The 17373-nt window shown below is 62.1% G+C and carries 14 protein-coding genes; 5 read left to right on the top strand and 9 right to left on the bottom strand.

The genetic code is table 11. The annotated features are described in order from the left end of the window. On the bottom strand, positions 1 to 1318 hold a 1318-nt coding region (gene pmbA, locus PSEUDOMOFG3G_RS02520), incomplete at its 3' end, for a metalloprotease PmbA (RefSeq protein ID WP_139049146.1). A 152-nt stretch (positions 1319 to 1470) separates the two neighbouring features. Between pmbA and yjgA the strand changes: the two genes are divergently transcribed. Beyond that, positions 1471 to 1995 carry a ribosome biogenesis factor YjgA gene (gene yjgA, locus PSEUDOMOFG3G_RS02515; protein ID WP_003197830.1) on the top strand — a complete coding sequence of 175 codons (525 nt, stop codon included), beginning with the start codon at positions 1471 to 1473 and terminating at the stop codon, positions 1993 to 1995. A 45-nt stretch (positions 1996 to 2040) separates the two neighbouring features. Here yjgA and tldD read toward each other — a convergent pair whose 3' ends face one another. The 8 genes from tldD to mreB form a co-directional block, all read right to left on the bottom strand. Beyond that, a complete protein-coding gene (tldD, locus tag PSEUDOMOFG3G_RS02510) occupies positions 2041 to 3483 on the bottom strand; it encodes a metalloprotease TldD (RefSeq protein ID WP_047228674.1) in 1443 nt (480 codons plus the stop codon). A gap of 5 nt (positions 3484 to 3488) precedes the next feature. After that, positions 3489 to 4352, bottom strand: coding sequence for a carbon-nitrogen hydrolase family protein (locus PSEUDOMOFG3G_RS02505; protein WP_047228675.1), 864 nt, complete (start codon positions 4350 to 4352; stop codon positions 3489 to 3491). A gap of 161 nt (positions 4353 to 4513) precedes the next feature. Next, on the bottom strand, positions 4514 to 8317 hold the full coding sequence (locus PSEUDOMOFG3G_RS02500; RefSeq protein ID WP_139049145.1) for a YhdP family protein: 3804 nt from the start codon (positions 8315 to 8317) through the stop codon (positions 4514 to 4516). Between the two features lie 61 nt (positions 8318 to 8378). Beyond that, the gene (rng, locus tag PSEUDOMOFG3G_RS02495; RefSeq protein ID WP_047228677.1) at positions 8379 to 9836 is read right to left on the bottom strand and encodes a ribonuclease G; all 1458 of its coding nucleotides are present in this window, start codon (positions 9834 to 9836) and stop codon (positions 8379 to 8381) included. A 56-nt stretch (positions 9837 to 9892) separates the two neighbouring features. Continuing rightward, positions 9893 to 10489 (bottom strand): nucleoside triphosphate pyrophosphatase, encoded by a 597-nt coding sequence (locus PSEUDOMOFG3G_RS02490; RefSeq protein WP_139049144.1) that lies wholly within the window; start codon positions 10487 to 10489, stop codon positions 9893 to 9895. Positions 10490 to 10532: 43 nt separating this feature from the next. Next, positions 10533 to 11021, bottom strand: a complete 489-nt coding sequence (gene mreD, locus PSEUDOMOFG3G_RS02485) for a rod shape-determining protein MreD (RefSeq protein WP_047228679.1) — start codon at positions 11019 to 11021, stop codon at positions 10533 to 10535. After that, positions 11021 to 12094, bottom strand: a complete 1074-nt coding sequence (mreC, locus tag PSEUDOMOFG3G_RS02480; protein ID WP_139049143.1) for a rod shape-determining protein MreC — start codon at positions 12092 to 12094, stop codon at positions 11021 to 11023. Before mreC ends, mreD begins: the two co-directional genes overlap by 1 nt. Positions 12095 to 12236: 142 nt before the next feature. Then, on the bottom strand, positions 12237 to 13274 hold the full coding sequence (mreB, locus tag PSEUDOMOFG3G_RS02475) for a rod shape-determining protein MreB (RefSeq protein ID WP_002555108.1): 1038 nt from the start codon (positions 13272 to 13274) through the stop codon (positions 12237 to 12239). Between the two features lie 294 nt (positions 13275 to 13568). On the opposite strand from mreB, the gene gatC reads away from it, so the two are divergent. The 4 genes from gatC to PSEUDOMOFG3G_RS02455 all read left to right on the top strand — a co-directional run bounded on the left by gatC (position 13569) and on the right by PSEUDOMOFG3G_RS02455 (position 17340). Next, positions 13569 to 13856, top strand: coding sequence for an Asp-tRNA(Asn)/Glu-tRNA(Gln) amidotransferase subunit GatC (gene gatC, locus PSEUDOMOFG3G_RS02470; RefSeq protein WP_047228681.1), 288 nt, complete (start codon positions 13569 to 13571; stop codon positions 13854 to 13856). Between the two features lie 16 nt (positions 13857 to 13872). Further along, positions 13873 to 15324 carry an Asp-tRNA(Asn)/Glu-tRNA(Gln) amidotransferase subunit GatA gene (gene gatA, locus PSEUDOMOFG3G_RS02465; RefSeq protein ID WP_107321878.1) on the top strand — a complete coding sequence of 484 codons (1452 nt, stop codon included), beginning with the start codon at positions 13873 to 13875 and terminating at the stop codon, positions 15322 to 15324. Between the two features lie 10 nt (positions 15325 to 15334). Continuing rightward, a complete protein-coding gene (gatB, locus tag PSEUDOMOFG3G_RS02460; RefSeq protein WP_047228683.1) occupies positions 15335 to 16780 on the top strand; it encodes an Asp-tRNA(Asn)/Glu-tRNA(Gln) amidotransferase subunit GatB in 1446 nt (481 codons plus the stop codon). A gap of 182 nt (positions 16781 to 16962) precedes the next feature. Continuing rightward, on the top strand, positions 16963 to 17340 hold the full coding sequence (locus PSEUDOMOFG3G_RS02455; protein ID WP_139049142.1) for a septal ring lytic transglycosylase RlpA family protein: 378 nt from the start codon (positions 16963 to 16965) through the stop codon (positions 17338 to 17340). Positions 17341 to 17373: the final 33 nt, after the last annotated feature.

Raw genomic sequence — 17373 nt, 5'->3', positions numbered from 1 at the left:
TCAACACCGAGCCGGTGCGAATGTTGCTGCGCAGTTCCAGGTCGTTACCCACCGCCAGGATCTGCTTGAACATATCGCGCATGTTACCGGCGATGGTGACTTCCTGGACGGCAAACTGAATCTCGCCGTTCTCGACCCAGAACCCCGCCGCGCCGCGAGAATAGTCCCCGGTGACCATGTTCAGGCCATGCCCCATCAGTTCCGTCACCAGCAGGCCACGGCCCATGCGGCGCAGCAAGGCTGCCTGGTCCTCTTCGCCATGGGTCACGAACAGGTTATGCACGCCACCGGCATTGGCGGTGCTGGGCATGCCGAGCTTGCGACCGGAATAGGTGCCGAGAATGTAGGACACCAGTTCGCCATTCTCCACGAATGGCTTGGCGTAGGTGGCCAGGCCATCGCCGTCGAAGGCGGAGCTGCCCATGGCCTGCATCAGGTGCGGACGCTCATCGATGGTCATCCACTCCGGGAACAGTTTCTGGCCGAGTGCCCCTTCGAGAAACGATGATTTGCGATACAAATTGCCGCCGGAGACCGCCGACAAAAAGCTGCCAAACAACCCGCCGGCCAGTTCGGCGGCAAACAGCACCGGCACTTCACAGGTCGGCACCGGCCGCGCCCCCAAGCGGCTGGCCGCCCGCTGCGCGGCTTTGCGGCCAATACTCACCGGATCTGCCAGACGATTGCCCTGGCGGTTCACGTCATACCAGTAGTCGCGCTGCATCTGGCCGTTGGCTTCGGCGATCATGACGCAACTGAGGCTGTGCCGGGTCGACGCATAACCACCGATAAAACCGTGGCTGTTACCGTATACACGGCAGCCCTGATGGGTATTGAGGGTCGTGCCGTCGGCGTTTTTGATTCGCGGGTCGGCGTCGAAAGCCGCCGCCTCACAGCGCAGCGCCTGCTCGATGGCTTGTTCCGGGGTGATGTCCCAGGCGTGAAACAGGTCGAAGTCTCGCAGTTCCTTGCACATCAGCGCAGCATCGGCCAAGCCCGAAGCTTCGTCCTCCGAGGTGTGCTGGGCGATCGCCAGCGCAGCGGCAACGGTTTCGCGAATGGCGTCAGGACCACTGGCCGACGTGCTGGCCGAGCCCTTGCGCTGGCCGGCATACAACGTGATGCCAAACCCCTGGTCGCGATTGAATTCGACGGTCTCCACCTCACGCTGGCGTACCGATGTCGACAAACCTTGTTCCAGAGAGACCGCCACCTCACACGCACTGGCGCCCTGTCGCTTGGCTTCGGCAAGGATCTGCTCGACTTGTTCCTGCAGTGCCGGCAATGCTTGCGGGCCGACGCTCTGAACTGCACTCATGGTGTATCTCCACTCAAATTCTGCTTTCGGTCAGGTTTGTACGAATAGTGCCTTCGCGACTTTGCGTACAAACCTGAGGCCTTCGTGCGACCGGGCCGGACAAGCGGCCCCCGACTGGTTATCATGGCGGCGTTTCTTTGCGGACTGCCACCATGGTTGATTCTTACGACGACTCCCTCTACGAGGGTGAAAAAAGCAAATCCCAGGTCAAACGCGAGCTGCATGCTCTGGTTGACCTCGGCGAGCGCCTGACAACACTCAAGCCTGACTTGCTGGCCAAACTGCCTCTGACCGACGCCTTGCGCCGGGCCCTGGCCGATGCGCCCAAGCACACCGCGAATATCGCGCGTAAACGGCACCTGCAATTCATCGGCAAACTGATGCGCGATCAGGACACTGACGCCATCCTGGTTCTGCTCGATCAACTCGATGCCTCTACCCGGCAGTACAACGAACGCTTCCATAACCTGGAACGCTGGCGCGATCGCCTGATCGCAGGCGATGACGGCGTACTGGAAAAATTCGTCATTGACTACCCGGAGGCTGACCGTCAGCAACTGCGCTCCCTGATCCGTCAGGCCCAGCACGAGTTGGCGCAAAACAAGCCACCGGCCTCGAGCCGTAAAATCTTCAAATACATTCGTGAGCTGGACGAAACTCAACGCGGCCTGCGCTGAGTAACGACCGCGGGTGGAGGCCTCGCACTCCACCCAGCGCTCCCATCATGCGCCCGTGCCACCCACGGTAATCGCATCAATCTTCAGGGTCGGCTGACCGACACCCACCGGTACTGACTGCCCATCCTTGCCGCACGTCCCCACGCCACTGTCCAGCGCCAGATCGTTACCGACCATCGACACCTTGCTCATCGCCTCCGGCCCGTTGCCGATCAGGGTCGCGCCCTTGACCGGCGCAGTGATCTTGCCGTCTTCGATCAGGTAAGCCTCACTGGTGGAAAACACGAATTTGCCGCTGGTGATATCCACCTGGCCGCCGCCGAGGTTGGCGCAGTAAATACCCTTTTTCACCGAAGCGATGATTTCCGCCGGATCGCTCTGACCGCCCAGCATGTAGGTGTTGGTCATGCGCGGCATCGGCAGATGCGCGTAAGACTCGCGGCGACCATTGCCGGTACGGGCCACGCCCATCAGGCGGGCGTTGAGCTTGTCTTGCATATAGCCCTTGAGCACGCCGTTCTCGATCAGGGTGGTGCATTCGGTCGGGGTGCCTTCATCGTCGACACTCAGGGAGCCGCGACGTCCGGCCAGGGTGCCATCATCGACGATGGTGCAGAGTTTCGAAGCAACCATTTCGCCCATGCGGCCGCTGTAGGCCGAACTGCCTTTACGGTTGAAGTCGCCTTCCAGACCGTGCCCCACCGCTTCGTGCAGCAGCACACCGGACCAGCCAGAACCCAGCACCACCGGCAATGTGCCGGCCGGCGCCGGGATCGCTTCAAGATTGACCAGGGCCTGGCGCAGCGCTTCGCGGGCGTAACCCATGGCGCGATCTTCGCTGAGGAAATAACGGTAATCGGTGCGTCCGCCGCCACCATGGCCGCCGCGCTCGCGACGACCGTTCTGCTCGACGATCACACTGACATTGAAACGCACCAGCGGCCGGACGTCCGCCGCCAGACCGCCGTCGGTGGACGCCACCAGGATTCGCTCCCAGACCCCGGCCATGCTCACCGATACTTGCTGGATGCGTGGATCAAGGGCGCGAGTGGCGACGTCGATGCGCTTGAGCAGCTCGACCTTTTCGGCGCGGCTCATGACTTCCAGCGGGTTGTCCGGCGCATACAACTGCGTCACGTCCTGGCTGCTGAAGGCCTGTACCTTGCCGTTCTGCCCGGCCCGGGAAATCGAACGAGCGGCACGGGCTGCGGCGCCCAGTGCTTCAAGGGTGATGGCGTTACTGTAGGCAAAGCCGGTTTTTTCCCCGGACTGGGCACGCACACCCACGCCCTGGTCAAGGTTGAAACTGCCCTCCTTGACGATGCCGTCTTCCAGCGACCAGGACTCGGAGATCATCCCTTGGAAATACAGGTCGGCTGCATCGATGCCCGGGCCGGCCAGGTCGCCCAGCACCCCTTGCAGGCTTTCGAGGGTGACGCCACCGGGGGCTAAAAGGTGTTCACTGACTGAGGATAACAACCCGCTCATATGTTCTACGCCTTGAATTCGTCGTCTTGGACAGGCCGCTGTCGAGCGCCCTGCGAGAAAAAGCGCCGATGGCTAGCCACCGGCATACGCGCCCGGATGGACGCCTGTTCGCTGCTGTCGCGCTCGGCCAGCAAAACGGCCTCGCCTTGATCCTGTTGCGCCAGCACGCGGCCCCACGGGTCGACTATCGCTGCATGGCCAAAGGTTTCCCGTGGCCCTGGATGCAGCCCGCCCTGAGCGGCTGCCAGCACATAACACTGGGTCTCGATGGCCCGGGCGCGAATCAACACCTCCCAATGGGCAGCGCCAGTCACTGCGGTAAACGCCGAAGGCGCGGTGATCAATTCAGCCCCAGCGGCGCGCAGCTCGCTATAGAGTTCCGGGAAACGCAAGTCATAACAAACCGTCAGACCAACCCGCCCTACAGGTGTATCGGCCACTACCACGTTGTAGCCATAAGCATAGTCATCAGACTCGCGATAACGACCGCGATTGTCTGCCACGTCCACATCGAACAGGTGCAGCTTGTCGTAGCGCGCGACAATCTGGCCCTGATCATCGATCAGCAACGAACAGGCATGCACCCTGGCGTCCGGTTGTTCCATCGGCGGCAACGGCAACGTGCCGGCCACAATCCATAACTTGAGGTCACGGGCGGTCTGTTTCAACCAGGGCAGGATCGGTCCCTGACCAAAGGCCTCGGCACGACCGATGTCCGCCACATCCCGCCGGCCCATGGCCGCGAAGTTTTCAGGCAGCACCGCCAGCCTTGCGCCGCCAGCGGCAGCCTGTTCCAGCAGCACACGAGCGCGGGCCAGATTGGCGAGCACATCGCTTTGACTGACCATCTGAATCACTGCCACTGGCATGGTGCTTCCCTCTTTTTTATCCTCGCCCGAGGCGGCTGTGGGAGCAAAGCTTGCTCGCGATGAGGCAGGTACATCCAACATATAGGCTGGCTGATACACCGCAATCGCGAGCAAGCTTTGCTCCCACCGGCTCGCTCCCACAAGGGGGATATCATCGCCTGTCAGAACGGCTTGTCGAAGGTAATCTTCGGCTCTTTCCACGGCCCCTTGACGTCGTATCTTACGCTGGCAAAGCGCGCCACACGGTCGCCAATCAGTTTGTCGATCAGAAACAGCGCCCCACCCACCGCTGGCGCGCCGACAATCAGCGCTGCAATCGGCAGGTTGTTGGTCACCGGCAGCGTCACCTGCAACTTGGCGTCGACCCGATCGGCCACCATGTCCAGTGTGCCGTTGAGCTCCAGATTGCTCGACGGTCCCGTCAGGGTGATGGGTTCACGGGTCACGTAAACACCGTCGCTCGCCACCAGCAGCCCCTTGACCCGATCGTAACTCAAGCCTTTGCCGAACAGGTCAGAGAAGTCCAGGCGCAATCGGCGGCCGATGGAGTTGAAGTTCAGCAAGCCAAATACCCGCAGCGCCTGGGCGCCGCCTTCCAACTCGACGAACTGGCCCTTGCTCAGCGACGCATCCAGACTCCCGGAGAAGCGCTTCGTGGCGACCCACGCTGGCGAGCCAGGCCAGCGACCATCGACGTCCAGGCGGAATTTCTCGCTGGTCACGCTCGGCGCATAGCCCCAGCCCTTGAGCACATCGGCCAGGTTCTTGCCACCGATGCGGCCTTTGTACCAACTGCTGGTGGAGCCGGGGACGCCTTCCCAGCCACCATTGCCGCTCAAGACCATGCCCTTGAGGCCCATGTCCAGGTTGTTCAAGGCAACGCCCTTGCCTGTCGGACGCACCTTCAACGACCAGGCACCAATGAGGTCGGGCCCCTGGAACAACTGGTCAATGACAATATCCATGGCCGGAATGTTGCGGGGATCGACCGAGGCCAGCGGGTCCGGCGCGTTTTCGTCGGTCTGGACCGTCGGGTCGGCGGCCGGCAGGCGAATGTAGTCAAGCTTGATACCGATCGGTGCGGCCTTCGCGTCCGGCAGACTGGCGGTGCCCTTGGCCTGCTCGCTGGCAAGTCGCAAAGCCCAGGCGTCAGGCTTGCGGTCCAGTTGCACCGAAGCCCGGTCCAGGGTCGTGCCCATGGCGGTGAGCTTGCCGATGTTCAGATCGACGCTGCTAAGCAGTTGTTTGGCGCTACCGCCCGGATCCTGCCCCGCATACTTGCCCACCAGCTCCTGCCACGGACTCACATCCAGCTGCGACAGCGTCCCGCGCAGGCGCAGGCCCTTGCCTCCCGGCAGAATCGCATCACCGTTACCGAGCAAGAGTTCACCGCGACCGTCTGCAACCTGTCCATTCGGCGCCGCGTAGGTGAAGCTGGCCAGGTCGCCATAATCCACCCAGTAACGGCGCTCCGCGCCTTGCAAGGTCATGCGAAACACCGTGTCACGCCCGGCATCGGGCGCCAACCCGAAGGGCGCGGGCAGATCCACGGCCACGCCCTTGAGACTGGAACTGACCGACAGTTGGCTGTCGGCACCGTCGAGGATCACCTGCAACTGATACGGCACCACGCCAGTCACCGGCAATGGTTGTGTAACCTTCAGCCAGTCAGTGAGTTTCTTGACCTCCACCTGTCCGGAGGCGGCCACCCGCGTAGTCAGTTCACCGGCACGGCCTTCGGCAAAAATCTGCGCGGTCACGGGCCGGTCGAACGCTCGGGCCGCGATATTCTTGCCGCTCAGTCCTTTGTTGCTGTCGAAGCGGAAATCGCCCTTGAGCTGCGTCAGCTCCAGCACCGGCTCGCTGAGCTTGAGCCGGGCCTTGTCGGTCTTGAAGTCCACCAGAATCTTCGGTTGCTCGCCTTTCGCCAAAGGAATATCCAGCTTCACACTGCCCAGCAGGTCGCCCTCGCCTTCCCAGCCGGCGAACGTCTGCGCCGTACCGATCGGCGCCGTCTGCAGGATCTTCAAGCCGTCACCCAAGCCTCCGGCGAACTCGCCGTCCAACAGCAGATGGGAATTCTGGCCGCTGGGCACATGGGGGATGTTCACCGAAACATTCCTGACCTGGGTGTCCAGCAACTGCCCTTGACTTGCAAAGATACGCACGCCGCTGTCTTCGACGAAAACATCACCGCTGACCTTGCTCACCGAAGGCCAATCCGGCTGGAAGGCCAGCTCGGCATCATGCACCTTGAAAAACAGGCTGATGCTGCGAGCCGCGTCTTCAGCGCCCTGGTTCAGCGAACCTTGATACTGGAAAAAACCCTGATCCACCGCGCCCTTGACGATTGCCGTGCGCAGCCACTCATCCAGCGCAGGACTCAGGACAGCAGGCAGATACTTGGCGGTATAGCGACCGTCGCCATCCACCAGGCCGACCCGCAGGTCCATGTAGTCTTCCTGGCTGTGGTCGAAATGCAGGCGAATCAGGAAGTCACCGGCAATCCGGCCCTCCTCCCCCAGTACCTTCAGGTACGGCGCAATCAGCGTGAAACCCTGCTTGTCTAATTTCCAGGTCAGCCGGGCGTTAGCCTGCAAGTATTGCCAGGGCTTGGCGAAGATCGGGTCCAGGTGCAGGGAAAAATCCTTGCTGTCCATGCGCAGCTCGCCGCCGCCCAGGTCGCCGCTCAGGCTCCCGGACACGTTGCGCGCCGCCGGGGCGCCGCGATAGGCATCAAAGCCTACGGTGTCCAGGTTGGTGGCGAAGCTGACTTTCTGATCACCGCTGTTCTGCGGGCGGTAGTCCAGCAGCACGTTGCGCAGGCCACCCGTGAACTTGAGCCGGTCGATTGCCGTGGCAACGCCTTCGGGCAACGGCGCCAGGGCATGGAGCAACGGCGTCAGCGGCGTGAGGTCGAGGCGATCAGCCTGCACGTGCCAGAGTTCTTCGGTTTTTTCGGTGGCGTTGTTCTGTTGCAACTGCAGGCGCGATTCCCAACGGGTTTCGCCCAGGCTCATTGCCAGGGAATCGAAGGTTGCGCTGAATCCCTGGTCGCTGCGCTGGAAATACCCGTTGAGCGCCAGGTTATGGATCTGCACCGGCTTGCGCTCGGCATAGGCGCCCTGGATGTCCGGCGCGTTCAGTCGAATGGCCGCGCTTTGCACGGTGCCCGCCCCCCAGCTCAGCCAGAACTCTGCGCCAGCCTTGATCCGGGAAAAATGCCATTGTCGGGTCAGGCGTTCCGGCAGCCATTTGGACCAATCGCTTTGCGGCAGACTCAGGTAGACATCAGCCTGGCCGTTCTTCCAGTCGCTGGCGCGGATACGGGTGCGCAGGTTGATCGCGACGGGTTGGCCGTCAGGCAGGGTCAGTCGGGCATCCAGACGCTGACGGGCAACACCGGTGCGCAGGCTCAGGCCAACATAGGTCAGGGTCAGCGGCGGTTGTTCCAGCGGCTGCAAGGTCACCTGGCTGTCGAGCACCGACAGCTTCGAGATCATCTGCATGCGCTCGAGCAGTTGCTGGGGATCCAGGGGCTGATCGTCCTGCACCGGCAGCCCCTCCAGGGCCCACTTGCCGTCGGCGCCTTCCTTGAGGCTGATCTTCAGGCCGCTGAGTTCCAGGTGAGCAATGCGCACCTGGCGCGCCACCAGGCTGCCCCACAAGTCCGGCACGGCCCGCACCTGATCCAGATGCAAGGTATTGGCGCCCTCGCCGACCATCACGTCGTGGGCCAGCAGGATGGGGGCCAGGGCGCTCCAGCTACCGTCCAGGCTGCCGATATGCACGGGGATGCCCAACGCTTCGCTGGCGCGGGTCTGGACCTCGGCGCGGTATTCGGCCACCAGCGGAGCCAGTTCTCGCCCGAGGCTGACATACAGTGCCACCAGCACCAACAGCAGCGCGCACAGGCCCAGGCCCCAACGGGTCAGCGCGGCCAAAATGCGTGTCAGACGCTCCATGTCAGCGGGCTCCCCTGGCAAAAGTATTCAAATCCGCGGGGCTGCCGCTCATGAAGCCACTTCAGAGCAGCACCACGTCGTATTGTTCCTGGGAATACATGGTTTCCACCTGAAAGCGAATCGTGCGACCGATAAAGGCCTCCAGTTCCGCAACGTTCCCTGACTCTTCATCGAGCAGGCGATCCACCACTTTCTGGTTCGCCAACACTCTATAACCTGTGGCCTGGTAAGCGCGTGCCTCCCGGAGGATTTCCCGGAAGATTTCGTAACACACGGTTTCCGGGGTCTTGAGCTTGCCCCGGCCCTGGCAACTGCTGCACGGTTCGCACAGCACCTGCTCAAGGCTCTCGCGAGTGCGCTTGCGGGTCATCTGCACCAGGCCCAGTTCGGTGATCCCGATGATGTTGGTCTTGGCGTGGTCGCGCTCGAGTTGTTTTTCCAGGGTCCGCAGCACCTGGCGCTGGTGCTCTTCATGCTCCATGTCGATGAAGTCGATGATGATGATTCCGCCCAGGTTGCGCAGGCGCAGCTGACGAGCGATGGCGGTGGCCGCTTCCAGGTTGGTCTTGAAGATGGTTTCTTCGAGGTTGCGATGGCCGACGAACGCCCCGGTGTTGACGTCAATGGTGCTCATGGCCTCGGCCGGGTCCACCACCAGGTAGCCGCCGGACTTGAGCGGCACCTTGCGCTCCAGGGCCTTCTGGATTTCGTCTTCGACGCCGTACAGGTCGAAAATCGGCCGCTCGCCGGGGTAATGCTCGAGACGATCAGCGATTTCCGGCATCAGCTCCGCCACAAACTGGGTGGTTTTCTGGAAGGTTTCCCGGGAATCGATGCGGATTTTCTCGATCTTGGGGCTGACCAGGTCCCGCAGGGTCCGCAACGCCAGACCGAGGTCTTCGTAGATCACGCTGGGGGTGGCGATGGTCTTGATCTGATCGGCGATCTGGTCCCAGAGCCGGCGCAAATAGCGAATGTCCATGAGAATCTCATCGGCCCCGGCCCCTTCGGCGGCGGTGCGCAGGATGAAACCTCCAGCTTCCTTGATGCCCTCTTTCTCCACGCAATCGCTGACCACCTGCTTGAGGCGTTCGCGCTCGGCTTCATCTTCGATCTTCAGGGAAATGCCGACGTGAGCGGTACGCGGCATGTACACCAGGTAGCGCGACGGAATCGACAACTGCGTGGTCAGGCGCGCGCCCTTGGAACCGATGGGGTCCTTGGTGACCTGGACCACCAGGCTCTGGCCTTCATGAACCAGGGCACTGATGCTCTCCACGGCTGGGCCTTCACGCATGGATATTTCCGAAGCATGAATGAATGCCGCACGATCCAGGCCAATATCGACGAACGCCGCCTGCATGCCCGGCAACACCCGCACCACCTTGCCTTTATAGATATTGCCGACGATGCCACGTTTTTGCGTGCGCTCGACGTGAACTTCTTGCAGAACACCGTTTTCAACCACCGCCACGCGCGATTCCATCGGCGTGATGTTGATCAGGATCTCTTCACTCATGGCAGGGTCTCGTTCAGGCGTGTTCACGATAATGGCCGCATCAAGTCAGACGGCGCTCAGCGCGCGCTCAGGGTTTGCCAACAGGGTATGCCGAAATGGCCCAACAGCTCCGAGGTTTCGCACAACGGCAGGCCGACCACGGCTGAATAGCTGCCTTCAAGTCCGGCGACGAATACCGCCCCCAAGCCCTGAATACCATAGCCGCCGGCCTTGTCCCGGGGCTCACCGCTGTTCCAATAGGCTAGCGCTTGTTGCTCAGTGATGGAGCGAAAGCTGACCCGGCTGCGCACCACACGGGATTCACAACGTTGCCCGTCCAGTATCGCAATGGCGGTCAGCACCTCATGGTCACGATCGGACAGGCTCAAGAGCATCGCCATCGAGTCGGCCTGATCCAGCGGCTTGCCCAGAATCCGCCCGTCCAGCACCACGGCGGTGTCGGCACCCAGCACGCAGCCGTCCACGCCTGCGGGCAAAGCACGTCGCCCGGCCTCGGCCTTGCCGCGCGCCAGACGTTCGACATAGGCCGAAGGGGTTTCGTCATCCAGGGGAGTTTCGTCGATGTCTGCGCTGACGGCGGTGAATGGCACACCGATCTGCGTGAGCAACTCACGCCGACGCGGCGAGCCCGAGGCGAGGTAAAGCGGTTTCATCAAGACATCTCCCTCTCAAGGTGCGGGCCAATGCCTGACCGAATCAGTTGATTTTGAAACGCAGGCGCAAGCCACGCAAACCGAAGCTGACCCACGGCCAGAGCAAGGCACTGACCAGTGCCGGCAACACCAGCGCCAGGGTCGGCTGGCGATTGCCGGTCAGCGCGCTGAGCCACAGTTGCACCAGCTGCGCCAGGCCGAAAATCACCAGGATCACCAGGCACTGCTGCCACATGGGGAACATCCGCAGGCGTTGTTGCAGCGATAACACCAGGAACGTGATCAGCGTCAGGATCAACGCGTTCTGCCCCAGCAACGTGCCATAAAGCACGTCTTCGGCCAGCCCCAGGCACCAGGCGGTGACCATGCCGACCTTGTGCGGCAGCGCCAGCGCCCAGAATGCCAGCAGCAGCGCCAGCCACAGCGGGCGCAGGATTTCCATGAATTGTGGCAGCGGCGAAACGCTGAGCAACAGGCCGATGGCGAACGTCAGCCAGACCATCCAGCCGTTACCGGAATGTGTACTGCTCATTATTCTCGTGCTCCCCTGGTGGCTGGCGCGGTGGCCGGCGTGGAGACAGGCGGTTTGGCCGCGGGCCTTGCGGGTTGAGTCGCCGGCGCTTGGGTGGCCGGCGTAACAGCCGGAGCGGTCGCTGGCGTTGGCGCCGGGGTCGTTGCAGCCGGGGCTGTCGCCGGGGTAACCGGGGTCGCGGTCGAGTCGATGTTCTGCCGATCCTCGGCCTCCTGGGCCACGGCGGCGTCGTTGGCGCGCTCTTCCGGGGTGCGGTTGTCGCTGAATACCAGCAGCAGGTATCGGCTGCGATTCAGCGCAGCCGTTGGCACCGCACGCACGATGGCGAACGGCTGACCTGAGTCGTGTATGACCTCCTTGACCGTCGCCACCGGATACCCGGCCGGGAATCGCTGACCGAGACCGGAACTGACCAGCAGGTCGCCTTCCTTGATGTCGGCGGTGTCTGCGACGTGCCGCAGCTCCAGGCGCTCCGGATTACCGGTGCCGCTGGCAATCGCCCGCAAGCCGTTGCGGTTGACCTGCACGGGAATGCTGTGGGTGGTATCGGTCAGCAACAGCACGCGAGAGGTGTAGGGCATCAACTCCACCACCTGCCCCATCAGGCCGCGAGCATCGAGTACCGGCTGGCCGAGGACAACACCGTCGCGCTCACCCTTGTTGATGATGATGCGGTGGGTAAAGGGGTTGGGGTCCATGCCGATCAACTCGGCCACTTCGACCTTCTCGTTGACCAGCGCCGAGGAATTGAGCAGCTCGCGCAGCCGCACGTTTTGCTCGGTGAGGGCCGCCAGCTTCTGCATGCGTCCCTGCAACAGCAGGTTCTCGGTCTTGAGTTTTTCGTTTTCGGCCACCAGCTCGGTCCGGCTGCCAAACTGGCTGGCCACACCCTGCCACAAGCGCTGCGGCAAATCGGTGATCCAGTAGGATTCCATCAATACCAGCGACATCTGGCTGCGCACTGGCTTGAGCAGCGTGAAACGGGCATCGACCACCATCAGCGCGACCGACAGCACGGTCAGCACCAGCAGGCGCACACCCAATGAGGGGCCTTTGGCGAAAAGCGGTTTAATAAGCCGCTCCTCCCAGGCAAATGTTTTCTTTATTCATACGGCATCAAACCGGCCTGGATACGAATGACAGAAGATAAACGTCAACGGGCAGCACTGCAAAGTGCTGCCCGGGGAGCGAACAACATAGACCATCCAGGCGGGCTTATTCGCTGGAGAGCAGATCCATGGTGTGCTTGTCCATCATTTCCAATGCACGGCCACCGCCGCGGGCAACGCAAGTCAGCGGGTCTTCGGCAACGATCACCGGCAAGCCGGTTTCCTGGGCCAGCAGCTTGTCGAGGTCACGCAGCAGCGCGCCACCACCGGTCAGCACCAGGCCGCGCTCGGCGATGTCCGACGCCAGTTCCGGCGGCGACTGCTCCAGAGCACTCTTGACCGCCTGCACGATGGTCGCCAGCGACTCTTGCAGTGCTTCGAGCACTTCGTTGGAGTTGAGGGTGAAGGCACGTGGAACGCCTTCAGCCAGGTTACGGCCGCGAACGTCGACTTCACGTACTTCGCCGCCCGGATAGGCCGTGCCGATTTCCTGCTTGATGCGCTCGGCGGTGGATTCGCCGATCAGGCTGCCGTAGTTGCGGCGCACGTAGGTGATGATCGCTTCGTCGAAACGGTCGCCGCCCACACGTACGGACTCGGCGTAGACCACACCGTTGAGGGAGATCAAGGCGATTTCAGTGGTACCACCACCGATGTCGACGACCATCGAACCACGGGCCTCTTCGACCGGCAGGCCGGCACCGATGGCAGCGGCCATCGGTTCTTCGATCAGGAACACTTCACGGGCACCGGCGCCAAGGGCCGACTCACGGATGGCACGACGCTCCACCTGGGTGGACTTGCAGGGCACGCAGATCAGCACGCGAGGGCTGGGCTGCAGGAAACTGTTTTCGTGAACTTTGTTGATGAAGTACTGCAGCATCTTTTCGCAGACGCTGAAGTCGGCGATCACGCCGTCCTTCATGGGGCGAATGGCTGCAATGTTGCCCGGAGTACGGCCCAGCATGCGCTTGGCTTCGGTACCGACAGCCACGACACTCTTCTGGTTACCATGGGTGCGGATGGCCACTACCGAGGGTTCATTCAGGACGATACCGCGCTCGCGCACGTAAATAAGGGTGTTGGCAGTGCCCAGGTCAATGGAAAGATCGCTGGAAAACATGCCACGCAGTTTCTTGAACATGGGAAAGGGACCCTAGGCAACGCGTGGGTAAAAAAGTGCGGCAAACTCTAACAACGACAGGGATTTTGGGCAAGGCGCCAATATGTTAAATTGGCCGCTTTTCTGTGCACCAAACCCCGAAATCGCGGCCAATGCCCTGTTTCACAGATACGTTCCTTTGTTGACGACAATAGAGGCCGTCAAAAAGGAACAGTATTTGTGATACAGGGCACTGGACCGTAGAAATGCGGTAGTGTTCCGACAATCTAACACACGGACAGATTGCGTCCGTTTTGTTTTCCACTGGAGAATCCCATGGCGCTTGAACGCTCCGACGTGGAAAAAATCGCTCACCTGGCCTGTCTGGGCCTCGATGAAGCCGATCTTCCACACATTACTTCTGCCCTGAACAGCATTCTGGGGCTGGTCGACGAGATGCAGGCGGTCAACACCGACGGCATCGAACCCCTGGCCCACCCACTGGAAGCCAGCCAGCGCCTGCGCGCCGACGTCGTGACCGAGTCCAATCACCGCGAGGCCTACCAGTCCATCGCACCAGCGGTCGAAAACGGCCTGTACCTGGTTCCGAAAGTCATCGACTAAAGGGAAAGAGCCTCTCATGCATCACATGACCCTGGCCGAGATCGCCCGCGGACTCGCCGATAAAAAGTTTTCTTCCGAAGAGCTGACCCAGGCCCTGCTGGCGCGCATCGCCCAGCTCGACCCGCAGCTCAACAGCTTCATCAGCCTCACCGAAGAACTGGCCCTGAGCCAGGCCAAGGCCGCCGACGCCCGTCGCGCCAACGGTGAGAGCGGCGCCCTGCTCGGCGCACCGATTGCCCACAAGGATCTGTTCTGCACCCAGGGCATCCGCACCAGTTGCGGCTCGAAGATGCTCGACAACTTCAAGGCCCCGTACGATGCCACCGTGGTCGCCAAACTGGCCGCAGCCGGCGCCGTGACCCTGGGCAAGACCAACATGGACGAATTCGCCATGGGTTCGGCCAACGAGTCGAGCTACTACGGCGCAGTGAAAAACCCGTGGAACCTGGAACACGTACCGGGTGGCTCGTCCGGTGGTTCCGCCGCCGCCGTGGCCGCGCGCCTGCTGCCGGCCGCCACCGCCACCGACACTGGCGGTTCGATTCGCCAGCCGGCGGCGTTTACCAACCTCACGGGCCTCAAGCCGACCTATGGCCGCGTATCGCGCTGGGGCATGATCGCCTACGCCTCCAGCCTCGACCAGGGCGGTCCGCTGGCCCGCACCGCCGAAGACTGCGCGATCCTGCTGCAAGGCATGGCTGGCTTCGATCCGAACGACTCCACCAGCATCGATGAACCGGTGCCGGACTACAGCGCCAGCCTCAACGGCTCGTTGCAGGGCCTGCGCATCGGCGTGCCGAAGGAATATTTCAGCGCCGGCCTGGACCCGCGCATCGCCGAGCTGACCCACAACAGCATCAAGGAGCTGGAGAAGCTCGGCGCGGTGATCAAGCCAATCAGCCTGCCGAACATGCAGCACGCGATTCCGGCGTACTACGTGATCGCCCCGGCGGAAGCGTCCTCGAACCTGTCGCGTTTCGACGGCGTGCGCTTCGGCTATCGCTGCGAAAATCCGGACAACCTGATGGACCTGTACAAGCGCTCCCGTGGCGAAGGCTTCGGCGCCGAAGTGCAGCGCCGGATCATGGTCGGTGCCTACGCGCTGTCCGCCGGCTACTACGATGCCTACTACCTCAAGGCGCAGAAAATCCGTCGCCTGGTGAAGAACGACTTCATGGCCGCCTTCAACGAGGTCGACATCATCCTTGGCCCGACCACGCCGAACCCGGCCTGGAAACTCGGCGCCAAGAGCAGCGACCCGGTCGCTGAGTACCTGGAAGACGTCTACACCATCACCGCCAACCTCGCTGGCCTGCCGGGCCTGTCCATGCCGGCCGGTTTCGTCGATGGCCTGCCGGTGGGCGTGCAGTTGCTCGCACCGTACTTCCAGGAAGGCCGCCTGCTCAATGTGGCGCACCAGTATCAGTTGAACACTGACTGGCACACCCGCACCCCAACCGGCTTCTGAGGAGAAACACATGCAATGGGAAGTCGTGATCGGGCTGGAGATTCATACCCAGCTCACCACCCGGTCGAAAATCTTTTCCGGTAGCTCCACCACGTTCGGCTCCGAGCCCAACACCCAGGCCAGCCTGGTCGACCTGGGCATGCCCGGCGTGCTGCCGGTGCTCAACGCCGAAGCCGTGCGCATGGCGGTGATGTTCGGTCTGGCGATTGACGCCGAGATTGGCCAGCACAACGTATTCGCCCGCAAGAACTACTTCTACCCGGACCTGCCCAAGGGCTACCAGATCAGCCAGATGGAATTGCCGATTGTCGGCAAGGGCCACCTGGACATCGCCCTGGAAGACGGTACGGTCAAGCGCGTCGGCATCACCCGTGCGCACCTGGAAGAAGACGCCGGCAAGAGCCTGCACGAAGAATTCAACGGTGCCACCGGCATCGACCTGAACCGTGCCGGCACGCCGTTGCTGGAAATCGTCTCTGAACCGGACATGCGCAGTGCCAAGGAAGCCGTAGCCTACGTCAAGGCGATCCACGCGCTGGTGCGCTACCTGGGCATTTGCGACGGCAACATGGCCGAAGGCTCGCTGCGTTGCGACTGCAACGTGTCGATCCGGCCCAAGGGCCAGGTTGAATTCGGCACCCGCTGCGAGATCAAGAACGTCAACTCGTTCCGCTTCATCGAGAAAGCGATCAACAGCGAGATCCAGCGCCAGATCGAACTGATCGAGGACGGCGGCAAGGTCATCCAGCAGACTCGCCTGTACGACCCGAACAAGGACGAAACCCGTCCGATGCGCAGTAAAGAGGAAGCCAACGACTACCGTTACTTCCCCGACCCGGACCTGCTGCCCGTGGTGATCGAGGACTCGTTCCTCAATGACGTACGTGCCACCTTGCCGGAACTGCCACCCCAGAAACGCGAGCGCTTCCAGGCGCAGTTCGGGCTGTCGAGCTATGACGCCAACGTCCTGGCCACCAGCCGCGAACAGGCCGATTACTTCGAAAAAGTCGTGAGCATCGGCGGCGACGCCAAGCTGGCGGCCAACTGGGTGATGGTCGAGTTGGGCAGCCTGCTGAACAAGCAGGGCCTGGAGATCGACCAGTCGCCGGTATCGGCCGAGCAACTGGGCGGCATGCTGTTGCGGATCAAGGACAACACCATTTCCGGCAAGATCGCCAAAATGGTCTTCGAAGCCATGGCCAATGGTGAAGGCAGCGCTGATGAGATCATTGAGAAGCGCGGCTTGAAGCAAGTCACCGACACCGGTGCGATCAGCGCCGTACTCGATGAAATGCTCGCGGCCAACGCCGAGCAAGTCGAGCAATACCGTGCGGCAGACGAAGCCAAGCGCGGCAAGATGTTCGGTTTCTTCGTCGGCCAGGCCATGAAAGCCTCCAAGGGCAAGGCCAACCCGCAACAGGTCAACGAACTGCTTAAAAGCAAGCTCGAGGGCTGATTGCCATGGAGCCAGTACCTGCATCTGGCTCATTCCCCTGTGGCGAGGGAGCTTGCTCCCGCTGGGCTGCGCAGCAGCCCCCAAATCCGGCAGCGGAAATGGGGGCCGCTTCGCGCCCCAGCGGGGGCAAGCTCCCTCGCCACAATGCATTCCACAACCACATTGATGTGGGAAACCCCAACATGAAGCGTCTCCTCGCCACCTGCGCCCTGCTGTCCCTGCTGGCCGGTTGTGCCAGCCAGAGCGGGACGGTCGATCCACACGGCTATGACCAGACCGGCGTCGCCTCTTATTACGGTGCCAGGCACCATGGCAAGCGCACCGCCAGCGGCGAGCGCTTCAACCAGCATGGCCTGACCGCCGCCCATCGCCAGTTGCCGTTCGGCACACGGGTGAAAGTCACCAACCTGAAAAACAATGACAGTGTCGTGGTCCGCATCAACGACCGTGGCCCCTACACTCGTGGCCGTCTGATCGATGTATCCCGCGCTGCCGCCGAGCAACTGGGCATGCTACGCAGCGGCACCGCACGGGTGCGTGTGCAAGCCCTCGACGATTGATAGACGGAGCCCGGACATTTCCCTACTCAATGC

Origin of the sequence: Pseudomonas sp. FG-3G (genome assembly GCF_901007645.1) — a bacterium.
In the GTDB taxonomy this organism is placed as follows: domain Bacteria; phylum Pseudomonadota; class Gammaproteobacteria; order Pseudomonadales; family Pseudomonadaceae; genus Aquipseudomonas; species Aquipseudomonas rhizophila.
The sequence above is the reverse complement of the archived record's forward strand: the minus strand, read 5'-3'. Positions and strand labels throughout refer to the sequence as shown.

Bases quoted from the DNA above. Each gene is read 5' to 3' on its own strand.
- yjgA (WP_003197830.1), top strand. From the start codon at position 1,471: ATGGTTGATTCTTACGACGACTCCCTCTACGAGGGTGAAAAAAGCAAA.
- tldD (WP_047228674.1), bottom strand. From the start codon at position 3,483: ATGAGCGGGTTGTTATCCTCAGTCAGTGAACACCTTTTAGCCCCCGGT.
- PSEUDOMOFG3G_RS02505 (WP_047228675.1), bottom strand. From the start codon at position 4,352: ATGCCAGTGGCAGTGATTCAGATGGTCAGTCAAAGCGATGTGCTCGCC.
- PSEUDOMOFG3G_RS02500 (WP_139049145.1), bottom strand. From the start codon at position 8,317: ATGGAGCGTCTGACACGCATTTTGGCCGCGCTGACCCGTTGGGGCCTG.
- rng (WP_047228677.1), bottom strand. From the start codon at position 9,836: ATGAGTGAAGAGATCCTGATCAACATCACGCCGATGGAATCGCGCGTG.
- PSEUDOMOFG3G_RS02490 (WP_139049144.1), bottom strand. From the start codon at position 10,489: ATGAAACCGCTTTACCTCGCCTCGGGCTCGCCGCGTCGGCGTGAGTTG.
- mreD (WP_047228679.1), bottom strand. From the start codon at position 11,021: ATGAGCAGTACACATTCCGGTAACGGCTGGATGGTCTGGCTGACGTTC.
- mreB (WP_002555108.1), bottom strand. From the start codon at position 13,274: ATGTTCAAGAAACTGCGTGGCATGTTTTCCAGCGATCTTTCCATTGAC.
- gatC (WP_047228681.1), top strand. From the start codon at position 13,569: ATGGCGCTTGAACGCTCCGACGTGGAAAAAATCGCTCACCTGGCCTGT.
- gatA (WP_107321878.1), top strand. From the start codon at position 13,873: ATGCATCACATGACCCTGGCCGAGATCGCCCGCGGACTCGCCGATAAA.
- gatB (WP_047228683.1), top strand. From the start codon at position 15,335: ATGCAATGGGAAGTCGTGATCGGGCTGGAGATTCATACCCAGCTCACC.
- PSEUDOMOFG3G_RS02455 (WP_139049142.1), top strand. From the start codon at position 16,963: ATGAAGCGTCTCCTCGCCACCTGCGCCCTGCTGTCCCTGCTGGCCGGT.